At 73.1% G+C, this 17,389-nt stretch carries 19 protein-coding genes; 16 read left to right on the top strand and 3 right to left on the bottom strand.

The window, feature by feature from the left end; all coding sequences use genetic code 11:
• Positions 1-19: 19 nt before the first annotated feature.
• Entirely contained in the window at positions 20-1,165 is a 1,146-nt protein-coding gene (locus MOJ79_RS01655; RefSeq protein WP_241922588.1) for a helix-turn-helix transcriptional regulator, read from the bottom strand.
• Positions 1,166-1,284: 119 nt separating this feature from the next.
• Between MOJ79_RS01655 and MOJ79_RS01650 the strand changes: the two genes are divergently transcribed.
• Both MOJ79_RS01650 and MOJ79_RS01645 read left to right on the top strand, forming a co-directional pair.
• A complete protein-coding gene (locus MOJ79_RS01650; RefSeq protein WP_241922587.1) occupies positions 1,285-1,788 on the top strand; it encodes a hypothetical protein in 504 nt (167 codons plus the stop codon).
• Between the two features lie 77 nt (positions 1,789-1,865).
• Positions 1,866-2,672 (top strand): hypothetical protein, encoded by an 807-nt coding sequence (locus MOJ79_RS01645; RefSeq protein WP_241922586.1) that lies wholly within the window; start codon positions 1,866-1,868, stop codon positions 2,670-2,672.
• A 21-nt stretch (positions 2,673-2,693) separates the two neighbouring features.
• Here MOJ79_RS01645 and MOJ79_RS01640 read toward each other — a convergent pair whose 3' ends face one another.
• Positions 2,694-4,310 (bottom strand): FAD-dependent oxidoreductase, encoded by a 1,617-nt coding sequence (locus MOJ79_RS01640; protein WP_241922585.1) that lies wholly within the window; start codon positions 4,308-4,310, stop codon positions 2,694-2,696.
• A 62-nt stretch (positions 4,311-4,372) separates the two neighbouring features.
• Between MOJ79_RS01640 and MOJ79_RS01635 the strand changes: the two genes are divergently transcribed.
• On the top strand, positions 4,373-5,335 hold the full coding sequence (locus tag MOJ79_RS01635) for a Bug family tripartite tricarboxylate transporter substrate binding protein (RefSeq protein ID WP_241922584.1): 963 nt from the start codon (positions 4,373-4,375) through the stop codon (positions 5,333-5,335).
• Positions 5,336-5,606: 271 nt separating this feature from the next.
• Positions 5,607-6,485 (top strand): PEP-CTERM sorting domain-containing protein, encoded by an 879-nt coding sequence (locus MOJ79_RS01630; protein WP_241922583.1) that lies wholly within the window; start codon positions 5,607-5,609, stop codon positions 6,483-6,485.
• Positions 6,486-6,509: 24 nt separating this feature from the next.
• Here the strand turns inward: MOJ79_RS01630 and MOJ79_RS01625 are convergent, their stop codons facing one another.
• Entirely contained in the window at positions 6,510-7,217 is a 708-nt protein-coding gene (locus MOJ79_RS01625) for an energy-coupling factor ABC transporter permease (RefSeq protein ID WP_336606307.1), read from the bottom strand.
• A gap of 62 nt (positions 7,218-7,279) precedes the next feature.
• Here MOJ79_RS01625 and MOJ79_RS01620 point away from each other — a divergent pair, with 62 nt between their 5' ends.
• The 12 genes from MOJ79_RS01620 (at position 7,280) to MOJ79_RS01565 (ending at position 17,236) form a co-directional block, all read left to right on the top strand.
• A complete protein-coding gene (locus MOJ79_RS01620) occupies positions 7,280-7,900 on the top strand; it encodes a 2-hydroxychromene-2-carboxylate isomerase (RefSeq protein WP_241922582.1) in 621 nt (206 codons plus the stop codon).
• A gap of 29 nt (positions 7,901-7,929) precedes the next feature.
• Positions 7,930-8,343, top strand: a complete 414-nt coding sequence (locus MOJ79_RS01615; protein ID WP_119353699.1) for a rhodanese-like domain-containing protein — start codon at positions 7,930-7,932, stop codon at positions 8,341-8,343.
• 31 nt (positions 8,344-8,374) lie between these two features.
• Positions 8,375-9,232: a Rossmann-like domain-containing protein gene (locus MOJ79_RS01610; protein WP_241922581.1), complete on the top strand. Its 858-nt coding sequence runs from the start codon at positions 8,375-8,377 to the stop codon at positions 9,230-9,232.
• Positions 9,233-9,301: 69 nt separating this feature from the next.
• Positions 9,302-10,909 carry a carboxyl transferase domain-containing protein gene (locus MOJ79_RS01605; RefSeq protein ID WP_241922580.1) on the top strand — a complete coding sequence of 536 codons (1,608 nt, stop codon included), beginning with the start codon at positions 9,302-9,304 and terminating at the stop codon, positions 10,907-10,909.
• Between the two features lie 7 nt (positions 10,910-10,916).
• Positions 10,917-11,432: a DinB family protein gene (locus MOJ79_RS01600; RefSeq protein ID WP_241922579.1), complete on the top strand. Its 516-nt coding sequence runs from the start codon at positions 10,917-10,919 to the stop codon at positions 11,430-11,432.
• Positions 11,429-12,214 carry an enoyl-CoA hydratase/isomerase family protein gene (locus MOJ79_RS01595; protein WP_241922578.1) on the top strand — a complete coding sequence of 262 codons (786 nt, stop codon included), beginning with the start codon at positions 11,429-11,431 and terminating at the stop codon, positions 12,212-12,214. Before MOJ79_RS01600 ends, MOJ79_RS01595 begins: the two co-directional genes overlap by 4 nt.
• A 19-nt stretch (positions 12,215-12,233) precedes the next feature.
• A complete protein-coding gene (locus MOJ79_RS01590) occupies positions 12,234-12,854 on the top strand; it encodes a DUF4126 domain-containing protein (RefSeq protein ID WP_241922577.1) in 621 nt (206 codons plus the stop codon).
• 1 nt (position 12,855) lies between these two features.
• The gene (locus MOJ79_RS01585; protein WP_241922576.1) at positions 12,856-14,895 is read left to right on the top strand and encodes an acetyl/propionyl/methylcrotonyl-CoA carboxylase subunit alpha; all 2,040 of its coding nucleotides are present in this window, start codon (positions 12,856-12,858) and stop codon (positions 14,893-14,895) included.
• 43 nt (positions 14,896-14,938) lie between these two features.
• Positions 14,939-15,859, top strand: a complete 921-nt coding sequence (locus tag MOJ79_RS01580) for a hydroxymethylglutaryl-CoA lyase (RefSeq protein ID WP_241922575.1) — start codon at positions 14,939-14,941, stop codon at positions 15,857-15,859.
• The gene (locus MOJ79_RS01575) at positions 15,856-16,365 is read left to right on the top strand and encodes a YbaK/EbsC family protein (RefSeq protein WP_241922574.1); all 510 of its coding nucleotides are present in this window, start codon (positions 15,856-15,858) and stop codon (positions 16,363-16,365) included. Before MOJ79_RS01580 ends, MOJ79_RS01575 begins: the two co-directional genes overlap by 4 nt.
• Positions 16,362-16,595: a DUF1289 domain-containing protein gene (locus MOJ79_RS01570; RefSeq protein ID WP_241922573.1), complete on the top strand. Its 234-nt coding sequence runs from the start codon at positions 16,362-16,364 to the stop codon at positions 16,593-16,595. The genes MOJ79_RS01575 and MOJ79_RS01570 overlap by 4 nt, the downstream gene beginning before the upstream one ends.
• Positions 16,592-17,236 carry a 2-hydroxychromene-2-carboxylate isomerase gene (locus MOJ79_RS01565; RefSeq protein WP_241922572.1) on the top strand — a complete coding sequence of 215 codons (645 nt, stop codon included), beginning with the start codon at positions 16,592-16,594 and terminating at the stop codon, positions 17,234-17,236. Before MOJ79_RS01570 ends, MOJ79_RS01565 begins: the two co-directional genes overlap by 4 nt.
• Positions 17,237-17,389: the final 153 nt, after the last annotated feature.

Raw genomic sequence — 17,389 nt, 5'->3', positions numbered from 1 at the left:
GCGCGCCGCCGACCCGCGCTCAGGCGCCGGCGAGGCGCGTTGCGACGCTGCGCGCCATCAGCGCCACGGCCTCCGCCTGCCGGTGCGTGCCGGTCTTGGCGAGGATGCGCTTGAGGTGCGAGCGCACCGTGGCCACGCCGATGTCCATGCCGGCGGCGATGTCGTCGAGCGCGTGCCCCTGCGCGAGCGCAGCGGCGACGAGGCCTTCGGTGCGCGTCAGGCCGAACAGGTCGCACAGGCGCGACACCGCGATCGGCGCCTGCGGGTCGCGGATGAAGACCAGGCACCACGGCTGCGACTCGCCCAAGGCAGACGCCGACGGGCGCAGCGGCGCCACCTCGAGCGCGAGCGGCATCTGGCGCACGCGCGGCACCGACAGCGCCGTGGCCGGCCGCGCCGCCCTGCCGCCGGCCACCTCGATCACGCGGCCGACCATCGACCGCAGCCGCTCGTGCAGCGCGGGCGGACGCAGCACGAAGCGGCCCGCCACGACGCCCAGCGGCGCGTTCTCGCGCAGCAGCGACTGCGCCGTCGCGCTGGCGTGCACGATGCGGCACGAGGCATCGACGACGAGCACGCCGGTGTCGAGCCGGTCGAGGGCTTCCAGCGCCGCCGCGTCGAGCCGGGCGCGTGCCGCCAGGCGCTGGCCGAGCCGCAGCGCGCGCTGCAGGTGCGGCAGCACCAGCGCCGCCTGCCGGCGCTGCGCCGGCGTGTAGGCGCCGGCGTCGCGCGGACGGTGGATGCCGAGCACGCCGATGGCCCCGTCGGCGGCCGGGAACACGGCGCCCAGCATGTGATGGATACCGAGGTGGTGCAGCCACTCCCGGTAGAAGCCGCTGCGCGTCTGTTCGTCGCGCGTCACCAGGTCGTCGCTGGTGACGATGCGCGACAGGCCGAAGGCGACCGAGCGCTGCACCCACAGGTCGCGCCGGTGCCAGTCGTCCGCCCAGGCCCGGTCGCGGTCGGACACGATCAGGTTGTCGGTGCACTCGAGCAGGCGCACCGAGCCGTCGCCGCCGTGCAGCTTCAGCACGGCGCTCGTCGAGTCCAGCACGTCGGCGATGTGCGCGGCCGTGCCGCGCCACAGCGTGTCGTCGACCGCCGCGTCGTACAGCCGCGCGATCAGCGTGTCGATGCGGCGCTGCTGGCTTTCGTGGGACGACACGCTTCCGCTCCTGCTTCTGCCCTGTTTGGGGGACGATGGCCCGACCGCGCGACCCTACCATGGGCCGCGTGTTCTGGTTCGCCTCGCCCTCACCCACGTCCGTGCATCGCGAGGCTGCGGTGACGGTCGCGAGCGCACGCGTGGCCGTGCTGCTGCCGATGGTGGCGCTGGCCGCCAGCGACGCCGTGGGCATCGAACCCGCCCGTGCTCTCGTCACCGCGGCCCCGGCGGCGGTGGCGCAGGCGCCCGCGTCCCCGCGTCGCGTCGCGACGTTGCCGCTGCGGCCCGGCTACTACGTGGCCAGCGACACGCCGTGCCGCCGGGCCTCCAACGCCACGGTGTCGCTGCTGCGGCGCGGCGGCATCGGCGGCGCGCGCGACTTCTGCGAGTTCCAGAAGGTCGAGCAGACCGCGCCGGACACGTACCGCGTCACGCAGGCCTGCAAGGACTTGCAGGACAGCGGCCCGGCGCAGTCCAGCGTCGTCACCTACACCCTGTCGGGCACCGAGCGCTTCACGGCGAGGCACGCGCACGGCTGGGTGCACAGCGCCCGCCGCTGCGCCCCGTCGGCCATGCCGCCCGCATGGCGCGACAACGACATCCGCGAAGAGCCCCCGGGCTGAAGCGGCCGCCGCCGCGCGATGCGATGCATCGGGGCTTCGCTCGCGTTCAGATCGTTCATCCCCCGGGAGGTCCTTCCATGCACAAAGGTTTCGCTCGTCGCTGCGCGGTGCTGGTCGCCGCATCGGCGCTGCTGCTCGGCGCCGCGCCATCGCGCGCGGCGCCGGACTGGGACATCGTCGGCATCCGCCTCGGCATGACGCCGGCGCAGGCGCGCACCGCGCTGCAGGCCCATGCGCCGAAGGCCGAGGTCACGGAGTACTCGCGGCAGTTCTCCTATCACGATGGTGTGAGGGACCAGCAGCTTCCGGGCTTCGTCGCATCGATCACGGCCCGTCAGGGGTCGGCCCCCGGCCAGGCGGAAACGGTGGAAGTGATGTTCTCGGCGCCGCCGATGGAGCAGCGCGTCATCCGCGTGATCCGCACGCTGGCCCTGCACGACGATCCCGTGGCGCTGGAGCGTGCCACGGCGTCGGTGACGCAGAAGTACGGCCGGCCCGCCGCGGTGCTGGCACCGCACCTGAACAACGGCCGCATCTCGCGCTGGGTCGAGGCCGGCAAGCCGGTGTGCGGCGACACGGCGCCGACCTCGCACGATGCCCGCCAGGCCCCGCCCGTGGACCACGCGCCGGGCGGGCTCGGCCACTACGACGCCTGGCACCGCCGCAAGCTGGCCCCGGCCGATGCGGCGAACTGCGCTGCGGCGCTGGTGGTGAATCTCGTCACCCGCAACGCCCAGGACCCGCTCGTGCGGGAGATGACGTTCGTGATGACCGACCCCGGCTACGCGGTTCCCGCGATGCGCGCCACCGCCCAGCAGATCGCCGACCTGCAGGCGCAGGCGCGCAAGTCCCGCCAGAACGCGGGCACCGTGCCGAAGCTGTAGGGGCTGTCGCGCCTCGCGGCGTCACTGACCCAGCGTGCGGCGCACGGCGGTGTGCAGCGCCGCGGCGTCGCCGCCGGGCAGCGTCGCGGCGAGGTGGCCATCGGGGCGGATCAGCGCGACGTCGCCCGGCCGCGCGCCGGTCTGCGCCGCGAGGTGGCCGTGCACGTCGACGACGTCGCGCCCGACGCGCTGCACGACGACCGGCAGGCCGCTGGTGTCGGGCACCGTGTCGCCGAACACGAAGGCCACGCAGTGCGCGTTGGCCTCGCGCAGCAGGTCGATGAGCGTCGTCGGCTGGCCGTCGCGCGCGAGCCGCACGTTGGGCACGCTCTGGCCGTCGTGCGGGCCGGTGCCCACCGTCGGCAGCCCACCGTAGTGGTGCGGTGCGCACAGCCGTCCGGTGTTGAGCATCGGCCGCGCGAAGCGGTGCTCGTGCGCGAGGTCGAGCACGCAGCGGCGCAGCAGGTGCTCCATCTCGCTCCTCGGGCGCAGGAAGCGCCCCGAGCGGCTCGTGATGCGGATGTTCTCCTCGGCGGCACGGTGGCGCTCGACGTCGTAGGTGTCGAGAATGCGTTCGTCGGCACGGCCGGCGAGCAGCAGCGCGAGCTTCCAGCCGAGGTTGTCGGCGTCGTGGATGCCCGAGTTGCCGCCGCGCGCACCGAACGGGCTCTTCGCGTGCGCGGCGTCGCCAATGAACAGCAGCCGGCCGTGGCGGAAGCGCTCCATCAGCATCGTGCGGTACGAGTAGGGCCCGACCCACACCAGCTCGAACGGCACGTCGGGGCCGAGCATGCGCTGCACGCGCTCGCGCGCGACGTCGGGGCGGCTGACGACCTCGGGGTCGCTGTCGGGCGCCATCTGGAAGTCCAGCCGCCAGACGTCGTCGGCCATCAGGTGCTGCCACACGGCGCGCTGCTCGTTGAACGGTGCCTCGACCCAGGTGCGGCGCACGTTGGTCGTGCCGTGGCCGAAGCGCACGTCGGTGATGCACCAGCGGTCGTCGCCGCGCTCGGTGTGCTCCTTCAGGCCGAGCTGCCGGCGGATCAGGCTGTGCACGCCCTCGGCGTCGACGACCCAGTCGGCCTCGAGCGCGTACGGCCCGTCGGGCGTGTTCACGTGCAGCCTCACGTGGTCGGCGTGGGCCTCGATGCCGGTGACCTGGTTGTCCCAGCGCAGGTCGGTCAGGCCGAGCTCGCCGATGCGCTCGACGAGGAAGGCCTCGAGGTAGAACTGCTGCAGGTTCACGAAGGGCGGCTGCGCGCTGACGCTTTGCGGCTGGTAGTCGAACGCATAGAGCACCTCGTCGCCGGCCAGCACCTCGCCGCGCGACCACGTGACGCCCTTGGCCGCGATGCGCTCGTAGACGCCCAGCCGCGCCATCACCTCGAGCGTGCGCTGCACGTAGACGATGCCGCGGCTCGACGCGCCGCGCACGCCCACCGTGTGGTCCTCGTCGAGCAGCGTGCAGCGCACGCCGCGCACCGCGAGGTCCGCCGCCAGCGTCAGCCCGGCGAGCCCGCCGCCGACGATGACGAGCCGGTAGCGCGGCTGCGGCCCGTGCACGAGCTCGGGCGGGGGCACGTACGCGTACTCGGGCAGCGCGTAGCCGGTGGGCGAGGGCTGGGGCAGCGGTGTCACGCCGGCGATCGTAGCCGGCGGCGCGCCACAATGGGCCGCGTCATCATCCATCGCCCACCGCCATGCAACGTCGAAACCTGCTCCTTGCCGCAGTCGCCGCCCTGGCGCAGACCGCCGCCCTCGCACAGACCGCCGCCACGCGCATCGTCGTGCCGTTCGCCGCCGGCGGACCGATCGACGTGACGGTGCGTGTGCTCGCCGAGCAGGTGCGTGCCAGCCTCGGTCCGGTGGTCGTCGACAACCGCCCCGGTGGCGGCGGCAACATCGGCATGGAAGCGGTCGCGCGTGCCGCGCCCGACGGCCTGACGCTGGGCGTGGCGACCACCGCGTCGCACGCGATCAACCCGTGGCTGTTCGCGAAGCTGCCGTACGACCCGGCCCGCGAATTCGCGCCGATCACGCAGATGCTGCGCGTGCCCAATGTCGTCGTGATGAACGCCGAGACCGCGCAGCGGCTGAAGATCGCGACGCTGGCCGACCTGATCGCCTACGCGAAAGCCCACCCGGGCAGGCTCAACTACGGCTCGGGCGGCAACGGCAGCGCCGGGCACCTGGCCGGCGAGATGCTCAAGCAGCGCGCCGGCATCTTTGTCGTGCACATCCCGTACAGCGGTGGCGCGCCGGCGCAGCTGGCGCTGCTGTCAGGGCAGGTCGACTTCAACGTCGACAACCTCGCGACCGCCGCGGCGAACATCCGCGCCGGCAAGCTCAAGGCGCTGGCGGTGACCACCGCGCAGCGCGCCGCCGTGATGCCCGAGGTGCCGACGGTGGCCGAGACGCTGCCGGGCTTCGAGGTCGACACCTGGTGGGGGCTGGTGGCGCCGGCCGGCACGCCGCGCGAGAAGGTGCATCAGCTTAACACCGCCTTCGTCGCCGCGCTGAACAGCGCCGAGGTCAAGGCCCGCTTCGCCGCGCTGATGGCCGAGCCGGCGCCGAGCACGCCCGAGCAGTTCGCCGCCTTCATGGCGCGCGAGCGCGAGAAGTACGAACGTGTCGTGAAGACCAGCGGGGCGAAGGTCGACTGATGGGCCATTGGCGTGAACGCCCGCGCTCGGGCTGGTGGATCGGGGCGCCGTTGCAGTGGTCCGTGGCGAGCAATACCAGGTGTCGGAGCGCTTGACATCCGCAGGCTGCCCGATAGAGCCGGGTGCCGTAAGTCATTGATCGAACAGCCGGTTGCGGGACGTGGCACTTCCTTTGCTGTTTGGCCGATTCGGGTTCGCGGACGCGTGCGGTCGTTGCCGTGCGACGCCTGGCAGCCCATCGAGATCCATGACTTTTCGAGGAGTGAGCAGCATGAAAGTGCGCAGTGGGATCGGGCTGGCCGTGGCTGGGGTGCTGTGGTCGGTGAGTGCGGGGGCGATGGTCGTCAATGCCAATGCGCCGGCGCCGGGCGACGCTTTCACGAACGCGGGGCCGGTCAATCAGGGTCAGGCCATCGGCACTTCGGGCTGGTATTACAACAACGTGCGCAACGGCGGCACGGTCGGTATCAACACGGCCCTGCCGCGCAGCGGCAACGGCTCGGCACGTTTCGCCAGCCTTGACGGGGCCGACAAAGCAGACATCGAGTTTCTGCCGAACGGGTTGAATCTCGGCGGAAACTTCGTCTCGGCGGGGGTGCTCGGCTCGTTCTCCCAGCTCGGCTCGATGTCGTATGAGTGGTACCGGTCCGACTCGAGCACCACCGATGCCCACTTGCACCCCGTGCTGCGCGTGCTGCTCGACGCCGACGGTGACCTGACCACGACGGGCGACCGCGGTGGCCTGGTCTTCGAGCGTGTCTACATCGAAGCGTCCGGCTGGACGGCGTCGACCAACACCTGGGTCAGCGAAACCATCACCGATTCCACCTACCTCTGGAACTTCGGGCTCGGTCTGGGTTTCGCCGCCAACATCAATTCCACCGATTACGCCTACGATGCGACGCTGGCGCAGTGGAAGGCGTACCTGCCCAACGCCGTGATCATCGGATTTTCGTCGGGGGTTGGATCGGGCTGGAACGACACATTCACCGGTGCCGTCGACAACATCGCGTGGAACATCGCTGGACAGGGCGTCACCTACAACTTCGAGGTCGCTGCCGCCGCAGTGCCGCAGCCGGGCTCGCTGGCCTTGCTTGCTGCCGCCATGCTGGGCTGGATCGGTGCACGCCGCCGTCGTCCGGCGGTTTGACGGACCGCGGGCTCCGGCAAGTCATCACCGGCCGGGCAGATAGCGCCGGTCCGAGTAGGTAGCCAGCCACTCGGGCCGGAACGCGACGAAGATCGACGTCAGCATGCCGGTGGTCACGGCATCGCCCCAGGCGATCAGCCAGCGGCCGACCAGCAGCAGCTGCGGGTCGCTGCCTGGCGGCGCCGGCTGCGTGGCCACCCACAGCGCGCCGGTGGCGGTCATCGCCAGCAGCGTCGCGAGGAAGCCGCGCGCGAGGATGTAGACCATCAGGTGCCGCGGCAGCCAGCGCCGCGTCGCCAGTCCGAACACAAGCCCGAAGCTCGCCGGCAGCACGCCGCTCCAGGCGGCCACGTGCGCGGTGAGCCGCCACCACCCGTCCGCGCCACCGGCCAGCGCCGGGTCGACGAGCCACGCGGCGATCGCCGCGACGGCGACGGCGGTCACGACCGCCAGCGGCCAGCCGAACATCAGCACCATCAGCGCGGCCAGCGACAGCTGCAGCGGCAAGCCGCCGGGCAGACGCGCGTCGGTGCTCCACAGCCACGGCAGCAGCACGAGCGCGGCCAGCCACGGGTGGCGCAGCGGGGCGTGGCGCAGCATCTGCCAGGGGCGCAGCGCCAGCGCGAGCGCGAGCGCCGCCACCACCACCGCCGTTTCCCACGCCATCACCGTACCGCCCCGTCGTGCGCCGATGCTGCCGCGGCCGGCGCCGGCGCGCTTGACTTGTGTCAACGCGGCCACGCTGCGGGAATGCCCGCAGCGTGCGCCGCGCGCGGCTGCGCTACCTTGCACGCATGAACACTGCCAATGGCCGTGCGCCGATCGACTTCTGGTTCGACTTTTCGTCGCCTTACTCGTACATCGCGTCGGAGTGGGTCGACGCGCTGGCCGCGCGCCACGGGCGCACCGTGCGCTGGCACGCGATGCTGCTGGGGGCCACGTTCCAGGCCGCCGAGCTGAAGAGCCCGGTGTCGTACCCGCTCAAGCGCGAGTACTCGATGCGCGACTTCGCGCGCTCGGCGCGCTTCGAGGGCGTGCCCTACACGATGCCCGAGCCGTTCCCGATCCCCACGCAGAACGCCGCACGGGTGTTCTGGTGGCTGCACGACACGCAGGGCCACGACGCCGCGGTGGCGTGGGCGCACGCCGGGCTGCGCGCGTATTTCGCGCGCGGCGTCGCGCTCAACGACACCGCGGCGCTCAAGCGGCTGGCCGCCGACAGCGGCCTCGACGCGCAGGCCGCCGAGGCGGCGTGGGGCGACGCGCACTGGAAGGCGCGCCTGAAGCAGGTCAACGACGAGGCCATCGCCGCGGGCATCTTCGGCGCGCCGTGGTTCGTCGTCGACGGCGAGCCGTTCTGGGGCAACGACCGCAAGCCGCAGATCGAGCGCTGGCTGGCGAGCGGTCCGTTCTGACGGCGCGCAGGCGTGGCAAGATCGCAGCGATGAAGAAGACCGTCAAGTCGATGGTGCAGGAGGCGATGGACGCCATCACCACCTACAGCATCGAAGAGGCGCAGGCGATGCACGGCATGGACGACGTGCAGTTCGTCGACCTGCGCGACGTGCGCGAGCTCGAGCGCGACGGCGTCATCCCCGGCGCGTTCCACGCGCCGCGCGGCATGCTCGAGTTCTGGGCCTGCCCCGACAGCCCGTACCACAAGCCGGTGTTCTCGTCGGGCAAGAAGCTGGTGCTGTTCTGCGCCGCCGGCTGGCGCTCGGCGCTGGCGACGAAGACGCTGCAGGACATGGGCTTCGACAACGTCGGCCACATCGAGGGCGGCTTCGACGCCTGGAAGAAGGCCGGCGCGCCGGTGGCGGCCAAGCCGCCGCGCGACGCGGCGAAGAAGGCCTCCTGAGCGCCACGGCGCGCAGCGAGCCGACGCGGCCATGACCGTTGCCCGCGAGATCGTCGCCGCGCTCGAGCAGGCGTTCGCCGGTGCGCCGCCGCCGCGCGTGCGCGCGCTGCACCTGCCGCCGTCGCCGTGGAACGGCAGCAAGGACGGCGAGTTCGCTGCGCTCGAACTCGACGGCGGCGCGCTCGGGCTGACGTACGTGCTGCTCGACGACACGCTCGCCGCGCTGCGCGCCGACGGCGGCGGCCTCGTCGGCGCCGATGCGCTCGCGCTGGCGCGCGACTGGGCCGATGCGCGTGGCGCGCGCCGCACGCTCGGCTTCGCGGCGGCGCACGCGCTGACGCGGGCGTTCTTCGACCGCGCCGGCTATGCGCCGCCCGATGCGACCGACTCGATCGGCGGGCTCGACCCGCAGCCCGGCGAGCACGTCGGCATGGTCGGGCTGTTCCCGCCGCTGGTCAAACAGGTCACGGCGCGCGGCGCGCGGCTGACGGTGGTCGAGCTGAAGGCCGCGCTGGCCGGCGAGCACGCGGGCTTTCGCGTCACGCTCGACCCGGCCGCGCTGCGCACCTGCGACAAGGTGCTGATGACGAGCACGGTGCTGCTCAACGACACGCTCGACGCGGTGCTCGCGCACTGCGCCAGCGCACGCGCGGTGGCGATGATCGGCCCCGGTGCCGGCGTGCTGCCCGACGCGCTGTTCGCGCGCGGCGTCACGCTGATGGGCGGCGCGTGGATCGTCGACGCCGCGGGGTTCGAGCGCGCGCTCGCGGCGGGCCAGCCGTGGGGTCGGCACGCGCGCAAGTTCGCGCTTGCGCGCGGCGCCTATCCGGGGTTCGATGCGCTGCGCGCGCGTGCCGCCGGGGCGGCGGCCGCGGGTCCGTACAATTGACGTTGACGTAAACGTCAATCGACCGGCGGCCGGCGCGGGCGGCCGCGCGGTCCCGGACAGGAGAGGGGCATGCCCACGCTGACGTCGCGGCTGGCGCCGCGCTCCGACGAGTTCAAGGCCAGCGCCGCGGCGATGCGCGCGCTGGTCGACGACCTCAACGCGAAGCTGGCGCAGATCGCGCAGGGCGGTGGCGAGGCTGCGCGCGCCAAGCACGTCGCGCGCGGCAAGCTGCTGCCGCGCGAGCGCGTCGAGCGGCTGCTCGACCCCGACACGCCGTTCCTCGAGATCGCGCCGCTGGCCGCGCTCGACATGTACGGCAACGAGGCGCCGGGCGCCGGGCTGATCGCCGGCATCGGCCGCGTCGCCGGCGTCGAGTGCGTGATCGTCTGCAACGACGCCACCGTCAAGGGCGGCACCTACTACCCGATGACGGTCAAGAAACACCTGCGCGCGCAGGAGATCGCGCAGCAGAACCGGCTGCCCTGCGTCTACCTCGTCGACTCGGGCGGCGCCAACCTGCCGAACCAGGACGAGGTGTTCCCCGACCGCGACCACTTCGGCCGCATCTTCTACAACCAGGCAAACCTGAGCGCGGCGGGCATCCCGCAGATCGCGGTCGTGATGGGTTCGTGCACCGCCGGCGGCGCCTACGTGCCGGCGATGAGCGACGAGACGATCATCGTGCGCAACCAGGGCACGATCTTCCTCGGCGGCCCGCCGCTCGTGAAGGCCGCGACCGGCGAGGTGGTCAGCGCCGAGGACCTCGGCGGCGGCGACGTGCACACGCGGCTGTCGGGCGTGGCCGACCACCTCGCCGAGAACGACACGCACGCGCTCGCGCTCGCGCGCGCAGCGGTCGCGAACCTGAACTGGCGCAAGGCGAACCCGCTGGCCTGCCAGCCGCCGCGCCCGCCGAAGTACGCGCCCGAAGAGCTGCACGGCGTGATCCCGACCGATGCGCGCAAGCCGTTCGACGTGCGCGAAGTCATCGCGCGCATCGTCGACGGCAGCGAGTTCGACGAGTTCAAGGCGCGCTACGGCTCGACGCTCGTCACCGGCTTCGCGCACATCGAGGGCATGCCGGTGGGCATCGTCGCCAACAACGGCATCCTGTTCTCGGAGAGCGCGAACAAGGGCGCGCACTTCGTCGAGCTGTGCTGCCAGCGCAAGGTGCCGCTCGTGTTCCTGCAGAACATCACCGGCTTCATGGTCGGGCAGAAGTACGAGAACGAGGGCATCGCGCGCGCCGGTGCGAAGATGGTGACCGCGGTGGCGTGCGCGCAGGTGCCGAAGTTCACCGTGATCATCGGCGGCAGCTTCGGCGCCGGCAACTACGGCATGTGCGGGCGCGCGTACTCGCCGCGGTTCCTGTGGATGTGGCCGAACGCGCGCATCAGCGTGATGGGCGGCGAGCAGGCCGCCAGCGTGCTGGCCACCGTGCGGCGCGACGGCATCGAGGCCAAGGGCGGCACCTGGAGCGCCGACGAGGAGGAGGCGTTCAAGGCGCCGATCCGCGCGCAGTACGAGCGCCAGGGCCACCCGTACTACGCGAGCGCGCGGCTGTGGGACGACGGCGTGATCGACCCGGCCGACACGCGCCGCGTGCTGGCGCTGGGCCTGTCGGCGAGCCTGAACGCGCCGATCCCCGAGACGAAGTTCGGTGTGTTCCGCATGTGAGGCCGCGATGGACGCGCTGCGCGATCAGCTGCTGACGATGGCGCGCTACGAGGCCTGGGCGACGCGCCGGCTGCTCGACCACGTCGAGCGCCTGAGCGACGACGCGTACCGGCGCGACGTCGGCCTGTTCTTCCGCAGCGTGCACGGCACGCTGAACCACCTGCTCGTCGCGCAGTGCAAGGTCTGGTTCGGGCGCTTCGCGCACGGCCGCTCAGTGCGCGTCGCGCTGAACGCCGAGTTCGAAACCGACCGCGCGCGGCTGCGCACGCGCCTCGCCGAAAGCGCCGCAGCATGGGCGCCGTGGCTCGCGGGCGTGCCCGACGAGCGGCTGCACGGCACGCTGGACTACACGACGACGCAGGGCGTTGTGCAGTCGACGCCGTTCGCGCCGACGCTGGCGCACGTGTTCAACCACGGCACGCACCACCGCGGGCAGGTCACGGCGGCGATCACGGCGCTCGGCCACCCGGCGCCCGAGCTCGACCTGATCCTGATGCTACGCGAGGAGGCGCGCCCCGCATGACGACGACGCTCGACATCCGCCGCCCCTCGCCGCACGTCGCCGAGGTGTACCTGAACCGCCCCGAGGTGCGCAACGCGTTCAACGACGGCGTGATCGCCGAGCTGACGGCTGCGTTCGCCGCGTTCGCGCACGACGCCGGGCTGCGCGCCGTCGTGCTCGGCGGCCACGGCAAGGCGTTCTGCGCCGGCGCCGACCTCGCGTGGATGCGCGCGATGGCCGACTACGACTGGGAGCGCAACCGCGCCGACGCGCAGGCGCTCGCCGACATGCTGTGGACCGTCTACACCTGCCCGGTGCCGGTGGTCGGCCGCATCCACGGCGACTGCTACGCCGGCGGTGTCGGGCTGGCCGCGGTGTGCGACGTGCTCGTGGCCGCCGACGGCGTGCACTTCTGCCTCAGCGAGGCGCGGCTGGGGCTGCTGCCGGCGACGATCGGCCCTTACGTGATCCGTGCGCTCGGCGAGCGCGCGTCGCAGCGCTATGTCACGACGGCCGAGCGCTTCGACGCCGCGACCGCGAAGGCACTGGGCTTCGTGCACGAGGTCGTCGCCGCCGACGCGCTCGACGCGAAGGTCGGCGAGGTCGTCGCCGCGCTCGTCGCCAACGGGCCGGCCGCGGTGCGCGCGTGCAAGCGGCTCGTGCACGACCTCGCCGGCCGGCCGATCGACGACGCGCTGCGCGCCGACACCGCGCGGCGCATCGCCGACATCCGCGCCAGCGCCGAGGGGCGCGAAGGCGTGCAGGCCTTCCTGCACAAGCGCGAGCCGTCGTGGCGCGTGTGAGACGACCCCCGGGCACGCCGTGAACGACGTCGACGTCACGCAGCTCGTCGCACTCGCCGCTGCGCTCGGCTGGGCGAGCGGGCTGCGGCTGTACCTCGTCGTGTTCCTGACCGGGCTCGCCGGGCACCTCGGCTGGGTCGAGTTGCCGGGCGGTCTGCAGCTGCTGCAGCAGCCGCTGCTGCTGTGGGTCAGCGGCGGGCTCGTCGCCGTCGAGTTCCTCGCCGACAAGATCCCGCTCGTCGATTCGGCGTGGGACGCGGTGCAGACGGTGGTGCGCATCCCGGCCGGGGCCGCGCTCGCCGGCGCGGTGTTCGCCGGGCAGGGCATCGACGGCGCGACGTGGACGCTGGTGGCTGCGCTCGTCGGCGGCACGCTGGCGGCCACCGCGCACGCCGCCAAGGCCGGCACCCGCGCGGCGGTCAACACGTCGCTGGAGCCGTTCTCGAACCTCGCGCTGTCGCTGGCCGGCGACGCCTTCGTGCCGCTGCTGCTGTGGCTCGCGTGGGAGCACCCGGTGGCGTTCTTCGTCGCGCTGGCGCTGGCGGTGGTCGTCGCCGCGGGGCTGATCGCGGTCACGTTCAAGTTCGTCGGCGCGCTGTGGCGGCGCCTGCGCGGGCGGCTGTCGCCCGTCGGAGCCTGAGATGTTCAAGAAGATCCTGATCGCCAACCGCGGCGAGATCGCCTGCCGCGTCGCCGCCACTGCGCGGCGCCTGGGCGTGCGCACCGTCGCCGTCTACTCCGACGCCGACGCGAACGCGAAGCACGTCCACGCCTGCGACGAGGCGGTGCACATCGGTGGCGCGGCCGCGCGCGACAGCTACCTGCAGTGGCAGCGCATCCTCGACGCCGCGCGCGCGACCGGCGCACAGGCGATCCACCCCGGCTACGGGTTCCTCAGCGAGAACGAGGGTTTCGCGCAGGCCTGCGCCGACGCCGGTGTCGTGTTCATCGGCCCGCCGCCGGCGGCGATCGCCGCGATGGGCAGCAAGGCCGCGGCCAAGGCGCTGATGGAGCGCGCCGGCGTGCCGCTCGTGCCCGGCTACCACGGACGCGACAACGACCCCGCGCGGCTCGCCGCCGAGGCGCAGCGCATCGGCTACCCGGTGCTGATCAAGGCCAGCGCCGGCGGCGGCGGCAAGGGCATGCGCCGCGTCGATGCGCCGGCGGACTTCGCTGCCGCGCTCGCGTCGTGCCAGCGTGAGGCCAAGGCCAGCTTCGGTGACGACCACGTGCTCGTCGAGCGCTACGTCACCCGCCCGCGGCACATCGAGATCCAGGTCTTCGCCGACACGCACGGCCACTGCGTGCACCTGTTCGAGCGCGACTGCTCGGTGCAGCGGCGCCACCAGAAGGTGCTCGAGGAGGCCCCGGCGCCCGGCATGAGCGAGGCGCGACGCGCCGAGATGGGTGCCGCGGCGGTCGCGGCGGCGAAGGCGGTGGGCTACGTCGGTGCCGGCACCGTCGAGTTCATCGCCGAGGAAGTCGACGACGGCGACATCCGCTTCTACTTCATGGAGATGAACACGCGGCTGCAGGTCGAACACCCGGTGACCGAGGCGATCACCGGGCACGACCTCGTCGAGTGGCAGCTGCGCGTCGCGGCCGGCGAGCCGTTGCCCGTCACGCAGGAGCAGCTGCGCATCCGTGGCCACGCGATCGAGGCGCGCATCTGTGCCGAGAACCCCGACGCCGGCTTCATGCCCGCCACCGGCACGCTGCACGTGCTGCGCTGGCCCGCGCACGTCGCGTTCCGCCGCGACGACCCCGCCGCGTCGCCGCACGCGCCGGCGCCGGTGCGCGTCGACAGCGGCGTGCGCGAGGGCGACGCGATCACGCCGCACTACGACTCGATGATCGCCAAGCTCATCGTCTGGGGCGAGAACCGCGCGCAGGCGCTCGCGCGCCTCGACGCGGCGCTGGCGGCGACGCACGTCGTCGGCCCGGCGACCAACGTCGCGTTCCTGCGCCGCGTCGTCGCGAGCACGGCGTTCGCGACTGCCGACCTCGACACCGCGCTGATCGAGCGCGAGCGCGCCGCGCTGTTCGATCAGCCGCCGCTGCCGCTGGAGGTCGCCGCCGCCGGCGTCGCGGCGCACGCGCTGGCCGCCGAGGCGGCGCTCGCCACGGCCGGCCCGTGGCCCGACCCGTGGGCGCAGCGCGACGGCTGGCGGCTGCACGGCGGTGCGCAGCGGCGCTTCGAGCTCGACGTCGACGGCCGCCGCCACACGTCCGTGCTCGCGCGCGCGCACGACGGGGCGCTCGCGCTGCACCTGGGCGAGCGCGCGTGGCCGTTCGCGTGCGCGGCGCTCGGCGGCGCGCAGCACGACGTCACGCTCGGGAGCCACCGGATGCGGCTGGCGGTCTATGCGGTCGGCGAGACGGTGGCGGTGTTCGCCGACGCCGGCAGCGCGCTGCTGCGCGAGATCGACCCGCTCGCGCACGCCGGCGATGCCGCGTTCGAGGGCGGGCGGCTGACGGCGCCGATGCCGGGCAAGGTCGTCGCGTTCCTCGCCGCGCCGGGCGACGCCGTCAAGGCCGGGCAGCCGCTGGCCGTGATCGAGGCGATGAAGATGGAGCACACGATCGCCGCGCCGCACGACGGCACCGTCACCGAGCTGCTGTACGCCGTCGGCGACCAGGTCGCCGAAGGGGGCGAGCTGCTGCGCCTGAAGGAGAGCTGAGCGCGCCGCTACCATCGGCGGCCGCGTTCGAGGAGCCCCAGCGATGATGCCCAGCCACGTGACCCTGGTCGAGGTCGGCCCGCGCGACGGCCTGCAAAACGAGAAGCAGCCGGTGGCCACCGCGCACAAGGTCGAGCTCGTGCACCGGCTGCAGGCCGCGGGCCTGCGCGAAATCGAGGTCACCAGCTACGTCAGCCCGAAGTGGGTGCCGCAGATGGCCGACAACGCGCAGGTGATGGCGGCCATCCGCCGTGCGCCCGGCGTGCGCCTGAGCGTGCTGGTGCCCAACCTGAAGGGGCTCGAGGCGGCGCTGGCCGCCCCGCAGCGTCCCGACGAGGTCGTCGTGTTCGGCGCCGCGAGCGAGGCGTTCAGCCAGAGGAACATCAACTGCTCGATCGCCGAGAGCATCGAGCGCTTCGCGCCGGTGGTCGCTGCCGCGCACGACGCGGGGCTGAAGGTGCGCGGCGCGATCTCGTGCGCGCTCGGCTGCCCGTACCAGGGCGACGTGAGCGCCGACGCCGTCGAGGACGTCGTCGTGCGCATGAAGGCGATCGGCGTCGACCACGTCGGCGTCGCCGACACGATCGGCGTGGGCACGCCGGGCAAGGTGCAGGCCGCGATGGAGCGCGCGCTGAAGCACTACCCGCTCGTCGAGGTCAGCGGCCACTTCCACGACACCTACGGGCAGGCGCTGGCCAACGTCTACGCGTGCCTCGAGATGGGCGTGCACACCTTCGACGCGAGCGTCGCCGGTCTGGGCGGCTGCCCGTACGCGAAGGGCGCCACCGGCAACGTCGCGACCGAGGACGTCGTCTTCATGCTGCACGGGCTGGGCATCGCCACCGGCATTGACCTCGACGCGCTCGTCGACGCCGGCGCGTTCATCAGCAGCGTGCTCGGCCGTGCGCCGGTCTCGCGCGTCGCGCGTGCCGTGCTCGCCAAGCGCGAGAAGGCGGCCGCATGACGGACACGCTCGCGTCGCGCCCCGAGGGCTTTCGCCGCGTCGCGCAGGTGCTGGCCGAGCGCGGCCACCCGCACGCGCCGCGCTGGCTCGACGCGAGCGCGCGCACGTCGCAGGAGGCGGCCGACGCGCTCGGCGTGCAGGTCGGCCAGATCGCCAAGAGCGTGATCTTCCGGCGCCAGGCCGACGGTGCCGCGGTGCTCGTCGTCGCGTCGGGCGACCGCCGCGTCGACGAGAAGAAGGTCGCCGCGCTCGTCGGTGCCATCGGCCGGGCCGACGCCGACTTCGTCAAGGCGGCCACCGGTTTTTCGATCGGCGGCGTCGCGCCGCTGGCGCACGCGACGCCGCCGGTCACGCTGATCGACCGCGACCTGTTCCGCTTCGACGTCGTGTGGGCCGCCGCCGGCCACCCGAACGGCGTGTTCGCGCTGACGCCGGCGCAGCTCGAGGCGCTGACCGGCGCGCCTGTCGCCGACGTCGTGCAGGCGCCGGTGGGGGTGGCACCGTGACGCGCGCATCGCACACCGCGGCGCCGGCGGTGCCGAGCCCCTGCGTCTCGGTGTGCCAGATGGACGAGGCCACCGGCTGGTGCCGCGGCTGCGCGCGCACGATCGACGAGATCGCGGCCTGGGGCACGCTCGACGACGACGCCAAGCGTGCGGTGTGGGCGCGGCTGCCGCGGCGCCACGAAGAGCTGAAGCGCCGCGCGCTGCCGCCGCGCGGCGAGGGCAGCGCATGACGCACGTCGAGTTCTGGTTCGACCCCGTCTCGCCGTTCGCGTACCTCGCGTTCGAGCAGCTGCCGCAGGCGCTCGAAGGCCTGAGCTACCACGTGACGTACCGCCCGGTGCTGTTCGCTGCGCTGCTCAAGCACCACCGCCACAAGGGACCGGCCGAGATCGAGCCCAAGCGCGCGTGGACCTACCGCCACGTCGCGTGGCTCGCGCACACGCACGGCATCGAGCTGCAGCTGCCGGCGGCGCACCCGTTCAACCCGCTGCCGCTGCTGCGCCTGTCGCTCGCGTGCTGCGCGAGCGGCGGCACGCCGAACCGCCGCGTCGTCGAGGCCGTGATGCGCCACGTCTGGCGCGGCGGCGCCGCGGCCGACGATGCCCAGCGGCTGCACGCGCTCGCCGCCGAACTCGCACCGGTGCGCGATGCGCAGGGCGACGACGTCAAGGCCGAGCTGCGCGCCAGCACCGATGCGGCGATCGCCGCCGGCGTGTTCGGCGTGCCGACGATCGTCGTCGGCGCCCGCCTGTTCTGGGGCTTCGACGCGCTGCCGATGGTCGCCGCTGCGATGCGCGGCGACCCGTGGTTCGACGGCCCCGGCTGGGTGCAGGACGCGGCAGCGCGTCCCGGCGTCGTGCGGCGCGACTGACCTGCGCGGCCGGCGGCGGCAGGCCGCCGCCGCGACGCGCGTCTTGATCCTGCACAAGGCGCAGCCGCCTTCGGCGTCAGCTCCCGTTGGACTCGCGTCAGGGGTGGGTCAGAGCGCAGGCGAATGATGCGAGTGACGGCGCACGTGGCGCCG

The sequence above is a fragment of the Calidifontimicrobium sp. SYSU G02091 genome (genome assembly GCF_022631395.1).
GTDB lineage: Bacteria > Pseudomonadota > Gammaproteobacteria > Burkholderiales > Burkholderiaceae_C > Calidifontimicrobium > Calidifontimicrobium sediminis.
This window is presented reverse-complemented; position numbering and strand designations above follow the sequence as displayed.